This is a genomic window from Yersinia nurmii, assembly GCF_001112925.1.
GTDB lineage: Bacteria > Pseudomonadota > Gammaproteobacteria > Enterobacterales > Enterobacteriaceae > Yersinia > Yersinia nurmii.
On record NZ_CPYD01000008.1, the window covers coordinates 73,299 to 86,869 of the forward strand.

The following is a 13,571-nucleotide window of genomic DNA, read 5'->3' on the forward strand; positions in this document are numbered from 1 at the left end:
TAGGGAAAGATAAATTGATGCATTTTGCCGTGGAGTTCCTCTTTTATGTCTACTTCTCGCCTGCAACACCAGTTCATCCGTTTGTGGCAACATTACGACGGTAAACCGACGGAAACCACCCTGCAACAATTGGCGGAAGTGCTAAATTGCTCGCGTCGCCACGTTCGTTCGTTACTAGGTAATATGCAGCAGGCGGGTTGGCTAAGCTGGCAGGCAGAAGCTGGACGAGGAAAACGCTCGCAGCTCACCTTTTTGTACACCGGTCTGGCCCTGCAACAACAGCGGGCAGAGGAGTTGTTGGAGCAGGATCATATCGATCAGCTTGTGCAGCTGGTGGGAGATAAACAGGCCGTTCGCCAGATGCTGCTATCACAGCTAGGACGGAGTTTTAGACAGGGTAAACATATACTTAGAGTGCTTTACTACCGTCAACTACAGAACCTGTTGCCCGGTTCCGCACTGCGCCGTTCAGAAACTCATATCGTTCGGCAGATTTTTAACGGCTTAACCCGCATAAATGAGGAAAATGGGGAAGTAGAACCAGATTTATCTCATCACTGGCAAACGCTAACCCCCTTGTATTGGCGCTTTTATTTACGTCCGGCGATTCACTTCCATCACGGCCGTGAATTGGAAATGCAGGATGTGATTACATCATTAAGGCGTTTGACCACACAGCCGCTGTTTTCCCACATCACGGAAATCACCTCACCTACGCCTTATGTCATTGATGTAAAACTTAATACGCCAGACTATTGGCTCCCTTGGCTACTGGGCAGCGTTCACGCCATGATTTTGCCGCAGGAATGGCCTGAACTACCTGATTTTTCGCGTTATCCTATCGGCACTGGCCCTTACTCGGTGATTCGCAACCGGCATAATCAATTTAAAATTCAGGCTTTCGATAACTACTTCGGTTTTCGCGCACTCATTGATGAAGTCAATATTTGGGTATTGCCTGAATTGTCGGAAGATTTAGTCTCTTCTGGCGTTCATTTGCAGGCGGATGATACCAGCCGTAATGAACTGGAAAGTCGGCTGGAAGAAGGCTGCTACTTTCTCCTTTTCGATCAGCGCTCCCCACTTACCAGCCAACCGGACGTTAGACGCTGGCTATGTGAACTGATAACACCGGTAGCATTACTCAGCCATGCCGATGCGTTGTATCAGCGCTACTGGTCGCCAGCCTACGGTATTTTACCGCGCTGGCACCATAACAGGCTGAATCCACCTTCTGCCAAACCCATCGAATTAACCGAGCTAACCGTAACCTGTTTTACCGAGCATCCTGAATTTAACGCCATTAGCCAAACGCTGAGAGACGTACTGGCCACGCAAGGAGTGAAACTGGTGGTACAAGAGCTCGATTACGCCAGTTGGTATCGAGGGGAAGCCAAAAGCGATATCTGGTTAGGGAGCGCCAACTTCTATCTGCCGGTGGAATTTTCCATTTTTGCCACCTTATATGAACTTCCTCTATTGCAACACTGTTTGAGTGAAGAGTTGCATCAAGACGTCGCCCAGTGGCGTAATAACCAGTTGCCCATGGCGGAATGGAGCCAACGATTGGTCAGCGATCATCAATTCCACCCGTTATTCCATCACTGGCTAGAATTGTTTGGACAGCACAGCATGCGTGGCGTGCGGATGAATACCCTTGGCTGGTTTGATTTCAAATCGGCCTGGTTTACGCCACCGGAGGTATAAACAGACTTTCACTAGTCTGGCTATCCCTCTACAATAGCGCCGTCTCAACGGGGTGCGAAAAATTGTTTAGCGGCAAACCGCGGCCAATATTCGCTGAGAGTAAACCCGTCGAACCTGATCCGGTTAATACCGGCGAAGGGATTTGAGAGCGTCATTCAGCAATATGATGAACTTGCAGATATTGACCAAAGCCTCAGATACCTTTGCCACCTTTCTTTTTTGAGGAGTGCAAAGTGTTTAAACGAATTCTTCCCTGCCTGCTGCTGATTTCGGCCGCGACCACCGCGGCTGAGGGCACCAAACCTGTCCTGACGGTTTACACCTACGATTCCTTTGCCGCTGATTGGGGGCCGGGTCCTGCTATTAAAAAATCCTTTGAAGCAGAATGCGACTGCGAGCTGAAATTCGTCGCACTGGAAGATGGCGTTTCTCTGTTAAATCGCCTGCGAATGGAAGGAAAGAAAAGTCCGGCGGACGTGGTATTAGGATTGGATAACAACTTGGTGCAATCCGCAGAGAAAACTGGATTATTTAGGCCAAGTCAAATAGATACCAGCAAACTGGCGCTACCCGAAGCCTGGCATAACAACACGTTTATTCCGTATGACTACGGCTATTTTGCCTTCGTGTATAACAAGGAAAAAATCAAAAGCCCGCCGAAAAGTCTGCATGAGCTGATCGACAGTGACTCACCGTGGAAGGTTATTTATCAAGATCCGCGTACCAGTACACCGGGGCTGGGGTTGCTGCTATGGATGCAGAAAGCCTACGGGGACGAATCACCGCAAGCATGGCAAAAATTGGCGAAAAAAACCGTCACCGTGACCAAAGGCTGGAGTGAAGCCTATGGCCTTTTCCTGAAAGGCGAAGGGGATTTCGTCATGAGCTATACCACTTCTCCGGCTTATCATTTGATTGAAGAAAAGAAAGATCAATACGCTGCTGCTGATTTCAGTGAAGGCCATTATTTGCAAGTGGAGGTCGCCGCGCAGGTCGCCTCGAGCAAACAACCAGAGTTGGCGCAGAAATTTATGCAGTTTATGGTTTCTCCGGCTTTCCAGAACCATATTCCTACCGGAAATTGGATGTATCCGGTGATCAAAATGGATCTTCCGGCCGGATTTGACACGCTGACTGTGCCAAAAAAAGCGTTGGAATTCAGCGCTAAAGAAGTGGCCGATAACCGCAGTCAATGGATTCAGGCATGGCAATCCGCCGTCAGCCGCTAATCCCCGCTTGGCTCTGGCCGGGGCTACTGGCTTCATTCCTGCTGGTTGGCGTGGCGCTGCTGGCATTTAGCGCCATCTGGCGTCATGCTCCAGAAGCCGATTGGCTCGGGGTATGGCAGGACAGCTATTTGTGGCACGTGGTGCGCTTTACCTTCTGGCAAGCGTTTTTATCGGCGCTGTTCTCGGTGGCTCCCGCTATTCTGCTGGCTCGCGCTCTGTATCGCCGCCGCTTTCCCGGCCGTCAACTGTTGCTGCGATTATGTGCCATGACCTTAGTACTGCCGGTATTGGTAGCGTTATTTGGTATTTTAAGCGTCTATGGGCGCCAAGGCTGGCTAGCGCAACTTTTCGGCTGGCTGGGGCTGGATTACCGTTTTTCCCCTTATGGCTTGCAAGGTATTCTGTTAGCTCATATCTTTTTCAATCTACCACTGGCTACCCGCCTGCTACTGCAATCACTGGAAAGCATTGCGGTAGAACAACGCCAATTAGCCGCTCAGTTGGGAATGAACGGCTGGCAACATTTCCGCTGGGTGGAATGGCCTTATTTACGCCGCCAGATTCTGCCTACTGCCGCGCTGATCTTTATGCTGTGCTTCGCCAGTTTTGCTACCGTGCTGTCTCTCGGCGGCGGGCCACAGGCGACAACCATTGAGCTGGCTATTTATCAGGCGCTTAGCTACGACTACGATTTAGGCAGAGCGGCGCTGCTGGCGCTGATTCAGCTCGGTTGCTGTCTGGGATTGGTACTACTAAGTCAGCGGCTAAATAGTGCGCTAGCGGTGGGAAATACTCATGCTCAGCGCTGGCGCAACCCGCAGGACAGTCTGTGGCAACGGGTTAGCGACAGCGTACTCATCATCGGCGCGCTATTATTGCTGTTACCACCTCTGCTGGCCGTGATCATTGACGGTACCAATAGAAGTCTATTCAGCGTATTACAACAACCGGCGTTATGGCAGGCCTTAACGACTTCGCTGACTATCGCCGTATGTGCAGGATTGCTCTGCGTGCTGCTGACCATGATGTTGTTGTGGAGCAGCCGCGAGTTAAAGTTGCGACATAAAATGGTATTCGGCCAAGCAATGGAAATGAGCGGAATGGTGATATTGGCGATGCCGGGCATTGTTTTAGCCACCGGTTTCTTCCTGTTACTCAATGACACCATAGGTTTACCCCAATCCCCCTACGCGCTAGTGATTCTCACCAACGCCCTGATTGCAGTGCCCTATGCGCTGAAAGTGCTGGATAACCCGATGCGCGATTTGGCTGAACGCTACGGTCCGCTATGTCTGTCGCTGGATATTCGTGGCTGGCACCGACTGCGCTGGGTGGAATTCAGCGCCTTAAAACGCCCATTAGCCCAGGCGTTCGCCTTCGCCAGCGTGATATCTATCGGTGATTTTGGCGTCGTCGCCCTATTTGGCAATGAGCATTTCCGCACCCTGCCGTTTTATCTTTATCAGCAGATTGGGGCCTATCGCAGCAACGACGGCGCGGTAACCGCCCTACTGCTACTGTTATTGTGTTTCCTTCTGTTTACCCTAATTGAGAAATTGCCGGGCCGCCATGCTAAAGCTTGAGAAAATCACCTATTTATATGACCACTTGCCTATGCGATTTGATGTGCAAATTCATCCGGGCGAGCGCGTGGCTATTCTTGGCCCCAGCGGAGCAGGTAAAAGCACCTTACTTAGCCTAATCGCCGGGTTCCTTACGCCAGTCAGTGGTCGTATGCTATTGAATAACCAAGAGCACAGCGGTAGTCCTCCAGCTAAGCGCCCAGTTTCTATGCTGTTTCAGGAAAACAATTTATTCTCACATCTGACAGTGGAGCAAAACATCGGGCTGGGACTGAATCCGGGATTAAAACTGAATAGTCAACAACGCGAGTTATTGCAGCAAATTGCTCAACAGGTAGGATTGGAGAACTGCCTGGATCGCTTGCCAGCACAGCTTTCCGGTGGTCAGCGGCAACGAGCGGCGCTGGCGCGGTGTCTGGTTCGCAGCCAGCCGATCCTGTTATTGGATGAGCCGTTTTCTGCCCTCGATCCGGCATTACGCACCGACATGCTGCAACTGCTGGAACAGGTTTGCGACCGTCGCCAGCTGACTTTGCTGATGGTTTCTCATAATTTGGACGATGCCGCGCGGATTGCGAAACGAACGTTATTGGTAGTGGACGGGCGCATCTATTACGATGGCCCGACTCAAGCATTGGTGGAAGGTTCGGTGGCTGAGGCCAGTGTGCTGGGCATTACCTCAACTTTAGCCTGCTAGCACTTTCCACAGCAAATGGCGGTAAATCGGCATAATCGGCTGTACGAGCAGCCAGATAAAGCTGCTGATTGCCGCCAACGTCATCAATATCGTTAACCAGCGTAAACGCGCCAGCGGCAGCCAACGACTCAGACGATCTGGCCCGCGCTTGCCGTATCGAACCCAGCGCCAGCCCAGCCATCCTGCCAGCCAAACGGTTACCGCCACTAAGACTAACAGCCACTTAAACATGTAACTATTGGCGCTGGGCGGAATATCAATCGCCACGCCAGCCAAAATGCCGGGGAAGAAATACACCGCAGGCCAGGTCAGGCAACCAATAATATTTGGCAAAGCGAATTTTAGCGGCGGTAAATCCAGCATACCAGCGACCATCGGCACCAATGGCCGAGTGGGGCCAATATAACGACCGATCAATACCGTCGCCATGCTGTGCTGATGCAGTGCATACTCGGTTTTATCCAGCATAGTTTTATGCTTTTTCAGAAACGACCAACGGTGCAACGGCTGTTTAAACGCCCGCCCGATAAAATAGGAAATCCAATCTCCTAACAGGCAACCGACAATCCCCGCGGCCCACGCCGGATAAAATCCAACCTGACCGCTTCCAATTAACGCCCCCACGCTCGCCATCATCACCGTCCCCGGCAACAACAGGCCAACCAGCGCTAAAGATTCAATAAATGTGACAAACATGACGACAAATAGCGTGAAAGCCAGCGATTGTGTCAAAAGGTGTTCTAAATAGGCTTCCATAAATTTATCCATTGTATAAAGCGCGTGGGATTGTCCAGCTACCTCATAGTCCCGTCAATCAATGATTTTTTCCGGGCTATTTCTGTACTGCTGCTGAAGTGGCTGTGATTCAACTGTTTGAGTGTTTGCTACGAAATCTATTGGAAACATACGGAAGCTGTCTGGCAACCATTCAAATAGACAATGACTGTATAAAAACCCATACTAAAAGACACATCAGTTAACACTCATTCATAGCATCACTAATTAAAGGTAGCATTCATTAAAGGTAATCCGGTGGATCAAGCGCGCCAAGGTTTCCTGCTCACCCGTCATTGGCGAGATACAGCAGCAGGCACTGAAGTTGAATTCTGGTTGGCAACCGATAATGGGCCGCAGTTGGTTCGGCTGCCGCCTCAGCCTTCCGTGGCCTTTATTCCCGCAGAGCAGGCGCCGTTGGCAGAACAAATCCTGCTGGATGAGCGCCGCTATCAGTTACGACCGCTTTCCCTGATGGATTTTCACCGTCGCCCGGTTTTAGGGCTGTATTGTCAACAACATCGTCAGCTGATGCGGCTGGAAAAACTGCTGAAAGAAGGCGGCGTGAATGTCTACGAAGCGGATATTCGCCCACCGGAACGCTACCTGATGGAGCGCTTTATTACCGCACCGGTGTGGTTTAGCGGTCAGCCGGATAAAAACGGCACGTTATTGTCCACCCGAATGAAACCGGCCGAAGCTTATCGCCCACCAATAAAACTACTGTCTCTGGATATAGAAACCAGTGAGCGCGGTGAGCTATACAGTATCGGGCTGGAAGGTTGTGGCCAACGTCAAGTTTATATGCTGGGGCCGCAAAATGGTGATGAGCAACCGCTGGATTTCAATCTGGAATACGTTGCCAGCCGCCCGCAGCTACTGGAAAAACTGAATCAATGGCTGGAACAATACGATCCCGATGCCATTATCGGCTGGAATCTGGTGCAATTTGATCTGCGGATACTGCAAAAACATGCGGATCGTTATCAGATTCCACTACGTTTTGGTCGTGGCGGTAACCCACTGGAATGGCGTGAGCACGGTTTTAAACAGGGGCACTTCTTTGCGTCTGCCGCTGGACGGCTGATTATCGACGGCATTGAAGCGCTTAAATCAGCCACCTGGAATTTTTCCTCTTTCAGTCTGGAATCCGTCGCGCAAACCTTGCTGGGCGAAGGCAAAGATAGCGACTCCCCCTATCAACGAATGGATGAAATCAATCGTCGCTTTGCTGAGGATAAGCCTGCGCTAGCGCGCTATAACTTGAAAGACTGCGAGCTGGTGACGCGGATTTTTGCCAAAACCGAGTTGCTCAGCTTCTTACTGGAAAGAGCCAGCGTAACCGGTCTGGCCGCCGATCGCAGCGGCGGGTCGGTCGCGGCCTTTACTCATTTGTATTTGCCGCGCATGCACCGAACCGGTTATGTCGCGCCAAATTTAGGAGAATTACCGGAAGAACATAGCCCCGGCGGCTTCGTGATGGATTCTCAGCCCGGTTTGTACGACTCGGTGCTGGTGCTGGACTACAAAAGCCTGTACCCGTCGATTATTCGAACTTTCCTGATAGATCCTGTTGGCTTAGTCGAAGGAATGCATCAGCCAACGCTAACGCATTCAGTGCCCGGTTTTCGCAATGCCTGGTTTTCTCGCGAGAAACACTGCCTGCCCGCCATTGTTAAACAAATCTGGCAAGGCCGCGAAGCCGCGAAACAACAGCAAAATAAGCCGTTATCTCAAGCGTTGAAAATCATTATGAATGCGTTTTACGGCGTATTGGGTTCTAGCGGCTGCCGTTTCTTCGATCCTCGGCTGGCCTCTTCGATCACGCTGCGTGGTCACGAGATCATGCGCCAAACTCGTGAATTAATCGAAGATCGCGGTTATCAGGTCATTTACGGCGACACCGACTCCACCTTTGTCTGGCTGAAACACGCCCATAACGATGAACAAGCCAGCCAGATTGGCAAAGCCTTGGTGGAATACGTGAACGCATGGTGGCAGCGACATTTGCAGGAGACGTTCGGCCTGTCCTGCGCATTAGAACTGGAGTTTGAAACTCACTATCGCCGCTTTTTGATGCCCACCATCCGCGGCGCAGAGCAAGGCAGTAAAAAACGTTATGCAGGATTGGTCACCACGCCGGAAGGCGATCGTATGGTGTACAAAGGGTTAGAAACCGTGCGCACCGATTGGACGCCGCTGGCTCAGACATTTCAGCAGGAGCTTTATCAACGCATATTCCAACAGCAACCCTATCAGGACTACATTCGCGATTACGTGGCGAAAACCCTGAACGGCGAGCTGGATCATCTGCTGGTTTATCGGAAACGACTACGAAGAAAGCTGGATGATTATCAGCGCAATGTGCCACCCCATGCCCGTGCAGCTCGTCTGGCCGATGAGTTTAATCGTCAGCAAGGACGCCCTTTGCAATACCAAAACGGCGGCTGGATCAGCTATGTGATGACCACGTCTGGCCCGGAGCCGCTGGAGATTCGTCATTCCCCCATTGATTACGATCATTACCTCACCCGCCAGCTACAACCTGTAGCCGAGGCTATACTACCCTTTCTACAGGATGATTTTACGACATTGATTACTGGTCAGATGGGACTTTTTTAATCACTTTTCCGTGGTTTTACAGGTGACGACGGGCGCGCCTTCCATTACCATAGCGCCCTTGCCAAATCGCGCATCAATCACAATGTCGTTATTTATCCGTGCAAACGGACTCTGCCGCCAGCGTCACACCGGTTGTCACGTTTTTTCAGGCAGATTCTTAGGCCTCCAGCCTGCGCGGACGGTAAACTATTGCCAGTTAGTTGATAAGGGTTGGTGCCATTCGTCGACAATAAAATTAAATTTATAGTGAATAAAACCAACCTTATCAAACGCACAGACTAGTTAAACAAACCACTGCCCAACCAAAAATCGAGCCGATAATTTATGCCTTTTACACTTGGTCAACGCTGGATCAGCGATACAGAAAGCGAACTTGGACTGGGTACTGTCGTAGCCATCGACGTACGCATGGTCACCTTGCTGTTCCCTGCAACCGGTGAAAACCGCCTCTATGCCAGAAATGACTCTCCAATCACCCGCGTGATGTTCAACCCCGGTGATACCATCAGCAGCCACGAAGGCTGGCAAATGAAAGTGGAAGAAGTCACCCACGAAAACGGATTGATTACCTATATCGGCACCCGTTTGGATACCGAGGAAACCGGTGTTGCAATGCGTGAAGTGCTGCTGGATAGCAAGCTCACCTTCAGCAAGCCGCAAGATCGCTTGTTCGCCGGTCAGATCGATCGGATGGATCGTTTTGCCCTGCGTTTCCGCGCTCGTAAATACCAAAGCGAGCAGTTCCGTTTACCGTGGAGCGGTCTGCGCGGCGTTCGCGCCAGCCTGATTCCTCATCAGTTGCATATCGCATACGAAGTCGGCCAGCGTCACGCTCCACGCGTACTCTTGGCCGATGAAGTGGGTTTGGGTAAAACCATTGAAGCCGGGATGATTATCCATCAGCAATTATTGGCTGGTCGCGCTGAGCGCGTGCTGATCGTGGTGCCGGAAAGCCTGCAACACCAATGGCTGGTTGAGATGCTGCGCCGTTTTAACCTACGCTTCTCACTGTTTGACGACAGTCGTTATTCCGAAGCGATGCAAGACAGCAGCAACCCATTTGAAACTGAACAGTTGGTTATCTGCTCATTAGATTTCGTGCGTCGTAACAAGCAGCGCTTAGAGCAACTGGCCGACGCATCCTGGGATTTGTTAGTGGTGGATGAAGCCCACCATCTGGCTTGGAGCGAAGAAGCCCCGAGCCGCGAATATCAGGTTATTGAACAACTGGCGGAAAATATCCCTGGCGTACTGCTGCTAACCGCAACGCCTGAGCAATTGGGCCAACAGAGCCACTTTGCCCGTTTGCGCCTGCTGGATCCGGATCGCTTCCACGATTACGAAGAATTTGTCAGCGAACAACAGCAATATCGTCCTATCGCCGACGCAGTGACGCTACTGCTGGGCGGCGAACGTCTGGCGGACGACAAGCTGAATATGCTGGGTGAAATGATTGCCGAGCAGGATATCGAACCGCTGCTGAAAGCGGCAAACAGCGACGGAGAAGACAGCGAAGCGGCTCGCCGCCAGCTAGTCGACATGCTGATGGATCGCCACGGTACCAGCCGGGTTCTGTTCCGTAACACCCGTAACGGCGTGAAAGGTTTCCCACATCGCGTACTGCACGAAATTAAACTGCCATTGCCAACCCAGTATCAGACAGCGATCAAAGTCTCTGGGATTATGGGTGCGAAAAAATCTCTGGAAGCTCGCGCCAAAGATATGCTTTACCCCGAGCAGATTTATCAGGAATTTGAAGGGGATAATGCCACCTGGTGGAACTTTGACCCTCGCGTTGAATGGTTGCTGAACTACCTGATCGCCAACCGCGATGAAAAAGTGCTGGTTATCTGCGCTCAGGCCGCTACCGCGCTGCAACTGGAGCAGGTCTTACGTGAACGTGAAGCGATTCGCGCCGCCGTGTTCCATGAAGGTTTATCACTGATTGAGCGGGACCGCGCCGCGGCTTATTTTGCCTCAGAAGAAGACGGCGCACAGGTGCTGCTGTGTTCAGAAATCGGCTCCGAAGGGCGCAACTTCCAGTTTGCCTGCCAGCTGGTGATGTTCGATTTACCGTTTAACCCGGATCTGCTGGAACAGCGAATCGGACGTCTGGATCGTATTGGTCAGAACCGTGAAATTCAAATCATGGTGCCTTACCTGGAAAATACTGCACAGGCGATTTTGGTGCGCTGGTATCACGAAGGTCTGGATGCCTTCGAACATACTTGCCCGACAGGCCGAACCATTTATGACAGCGCCTATCAAGAATTGATCGGCTATCTGGCCACGCCAGCCGAACAGGAAGGTTTGGACGAATTTATCCATACCTGCCGTCAGCAACACGACAAACTGAAGCAGCAACTGGAACAGGGTCGTGATCGTCTGCTAGAAATGCATTCCAACGGCGGTGAACACGGTCAGGAACTGGCCGAGGCTATCGCCAATCAGGATAACGACATCAATCTAGTTAGCTTTGCGCTGAACCTGTTTGATATTGTCGGCATCAATCAGGAAGACCGCAGCGATAACCTGATCGTATTAACGCCATCAGACCACATGTTGGTACCGGATTTCCCTGGCCTGCCGCAGGATGGCTGCACCGTGACGTTCGATCGCGATCAGGCATTATCCCGTGAAGACGCACAGTTTGTGTCCTGGGAACACCCGATCATTCGCAACGGCCTGGATTTGATTTTGTCCGGTGACACCGGAAGCTGTGCCGTTTCTCTGTTGAAAAACAAAGCATTACCAGTAGGTACTCTACTGGCAGAGTTGGTTTATGTGGTAGAAGCTCAGGCACCTAAGCATCTGCAACTGACCCGCTTCCTGCCACCGACACCGGTACGTATGCTGATGGATCGCAAAGGCACTAATCTGGCCGCTCAGGTTGAGTTTGAAAGTTTTAACCGCCAGTTGAATGCCGTCAATCGCCACACGTCCAGCAAGCTGGTGAACGCGGTTCAGCAAGAGGTTCACGGCATGCTGCAACAGGCGGAAGCTCTGGTAGAAGAACAGGCGAAAGCGCTGATCGAAACCGCCAAGCAAGAAGCCGATGAAAAGCTGAGTGCAGAACTGGCACGTTTGGAAGCGTTGAAAGCCGTTAACCCGAATATTCGTGATGACGAACTGGAAGCGCTGGAGCATAACCGCAAAATGGTGCTGGAGAACCTGAATCAGGCTGGCTGGCGTCTTGACGCAATCCGTCTGGTTGTGGTCACTCACCAGTAACACTTTTGTGTAAGAAAGAGCCGGGAATCTCCGGCTCTTTTATCCAGACTCATATGCAATATCGAAAACGTCGAATTGCAGCAAGGTGGTAACTGATTGAACATGGAACCCTATAACCCCCCACGCGATCCCTGGCTGCATATTTTGTATCAGGATCAGCATATTATGGTGGTTAACAAACCGAGCGGGTTGCTTTCGGTACCCGGACGGGCACCGGAAAACAAAGATAGCGTAATGACGCGTATTCAGGCTGATTTTCCGACGGCGGAATCCGTTCATCGTCTGGATATGGCGACCAGCGGCGTGATTGTCGTGGCACTCACCAAAATCGCCGAACGCGAACTGAAGCGTCAATTTCGCGAACGTGAGCCGAAAAAATCTTATATTGCACGCGTTTGGGGACATCTGGCACAGGACGAAGGGGTTATTGATTTGCCGCTGATTTGCGACTGGCCTAATCGGCCGAAGCAAAAAGTGTGTTATGAAACCGGTAAATCTGCACAAACCGAGTATCTGGTGCTGTCCCGAGATGCAGACGGCAGTACGCGGGTGAAATTATCGCCCATCACCGGCCGTTCACACCAATTACGAGTACATATGCTGGCGATGGGGCACCCAATCCTCGGCGACGGCTTCTACGCCCATCCAGAGGCCAAGGCGATGGCTCCGCGCTTACAGCTACATGCTCAGGAATTATGTATCACCCATCCAGAATTCAGCACTCCTATGCATTTCCGTAGTGAAGCCGATTTTTAAGTGATAAGCAACGGTAGAGTACAGTGAGTATCCCGTTTGATGAATGATTAAGGAAGGCGTCCTGCCTTCCTTAAAATCGAATGAAATGGCACCAAAGTAGCGACTGCAATTTTTATCGATAAGCATCTCAATAAAAATCTAAACTTATTTAAATCCCTTTTCTCGCTTAATCAAATCATAAGCGGACTGAATTTCCTGCGCTTTCTGCTTAGCCATTTCCATCATTTCCGGCGGAAGGCCCTTAGCGACCAATTTATCCGGATGATGTTCACTCATCAATTTGCGATACGCGCGCTTGATGGCAACGGCATCATCGCTCGGATTAACGCCGAGCACTTTACAAGCATCAGCCAGCGTTGGACCTTGAGGCGCCTGCTGATAGCCCCCTTGAGAGTAACCCCCCTGCCCACCAAACTGACGACCACCTTCTATCATGCGAAGAAACTGATCGAACTGGCTACGGGAAATCCCTAGCTCATCGGCAATCACATACAGTACCTGCCGTTCATTCGGATGGAGCGAACCATCGGCAAAAGCGGCCTGTAACTGAATTTCCAGAAACATCCTAATAAGATCGAAACGACCGAAGCAAACGCTGCGCAATTCACGCAGTTTTTCCCTCAATGGGAAGTCGCTTTGCTTACCTTCACGGAACGCCTGTTGCGCCGCTGTACGGGCATTTCCATGTAATTGCATACGATCCATCAACTGACTGGCAAGCTGAATATCGACTTCAGTTACGCGTCCTTTGGCTTTAGCCAGGTGCCCCATGACCTGAAATGTGGTGCGAAAAAACAGTGATTGTCGCGTTTGCTGATCGACGAAAAAGCCGCGGCGTCGCGCGGTTCGCGCCTTATCTACCATATGGCCGACGATCAACCCCAGTACTACACCCCAGAAACCAATACCGGACATCAATCCCAATATCAGACCGAGCAGTTTTCCCCAATACTGCATATACTCCTCAATTCA

At 51.2% G+C, this 13,571-nt stretch carries 9 protein-coding genes and 1 riboswitch; of the genes, 7 read left to right on the plus strand and 2 right to left on the minus strand.

What is annotated here, in order from left to right; genetic code table 11:
• The first annotated feature begins 45 nt into the window (after positions 1–45).
• The 4 genes from sgrR (at position 46) to thiQ (ending at position 5,216) form a co-directional block, all read left to right on the plus strand.
• The gene (sgrR, locus tag AD970_RS11305) at positions 46–1,707 is read left to right on the plus strand and encodes an HTH-type transcriptional regulator SgrR (RefSeq protein WP_049598859.1); all 1,662 of its coding nucleotides are present in this window, start codon (positions 46–48) and stop codon (positions 1,705–1,707) included.
• A 38-nt stretch (positions 1,708–1,745) separates the two neighbouring features.
• A riboswitch (TPP riboswitch) is annotated at positions 1,746–1,866 on the plus strand.
• 74 nt (positions 1,867–1,940) lie between these two features.
• Positions 1,941–2,936 (plus strand): thiamine ABC transporter substrate binding subunit, encoded by a 996-nt coding sequence (gene thiB / locus AD970_RS11310; RefSeq protein ID WP_049598861.1) that lies wholly within the window; start codon positions 1,941–1,943, stop codon positions 2,934–2,936.
• The gene (gene thiP, locus AD970_RS11315) at positions 2,912–4,519 is read left to right on the plus strand and encodes a thiamine/thiamine pyrophosphate ABC transporter permease ThiP (protein WP_049598863.1); all 1,608 of its coding nucleotides are present in this window, start codon (positions 2,912–2,914) and stop codon (positions 4,517–4,519) included. Before thiB ends, thiP begins: the two co-directional genes overlap by 25 nt.
• Complete coding sequence (thiQ, locus tag AD970_RS11320) at positions 4,506–5,216, plus strand: thiamine ABC transporter ATP-binding protein ThiQ (protein ID WP_049598865.1); 711 nt, start codon at positions 4,506–4,508, stop codon at positions 5,214–5,216. Before thiP ends, thiQ begins: the two co-directional genes overlap by 14 nt.
• Here the strand turns inward: thiQ and AD970_RS11325 are convergent.
• On the minus strand, positions 5,205–5,972 hold the full coding sequence (locus AD970_RS11325) for a DedA family protein (RefSeq protein ID WP_049598868.1): 768 nt from the start codon (positions 5,970–5,972) through the stop codon (positions 5,205–5,207). The two genes, thiQ and AD970_RS11325, sit on opposite strands and share 12 nt — an antisense overlap.
• Positions 5,973–6,248: 276 nt before the next feature.
• On the opposite strand from AD970_RS11325, the gene AD970_RS11330 reads away from it, so the two are divergent.
• From AD970_RS11330 to rluA, 3 genes are all read left to right on the plus strand, one after another.
• Positions 6,249–8,612, plus strand: coding sequence for a DNA polymerase II (locus tag AD970_RS11330; RefSeq protein ID WP_049598871.1), 2,364 nt, complete (start codon positions 6,249–6,251; stop codon positions 8,610–8,612).
• 324 nt (positions 8,613–8,936) lie between these two features.
• Positions 8,937–11,843, plus strand: a complete 2,907-nt coding sequence (gene rapA / locus AD970_RS11335) for an RNA polymerase-associated protein RapA (protein ID WP_049598874.1) — start codon at positions 8,937–8,939, stop codon at positions 11,841–11,843.
• 102 nt (positions 11,844–11,945) lie between these two features.
• Entirely contained in the window at positions 11,946–12,599 is a 654-nt protein-coding gene (gene rluA / locus AD970_RS11340; RefSeq protein ID WP_049598877.1) for a bifunctional tRNA pseudouridine(32) synthase/23S rRNA pseudouridine(746) synthase RluA, read from the plus strand.
• A gap of 144 nt (positions 12,600–12,743) precedes the next feature.
• Here the strand turns inward: rluA and djlA are convergent, their stop codons facing one another.
• A complete protein-coding gene (djlA, locus tag AD970_RS11345; RefSeq protein WP_049598880.1) occupies positions 12,744–13,556 on the minus strand; it encodes a co-chaperone DjlA in 813 nt (270 codons plus the stop codon).
• Positions 13,557–13,571 lie beyond the last annotated feature (15 nt).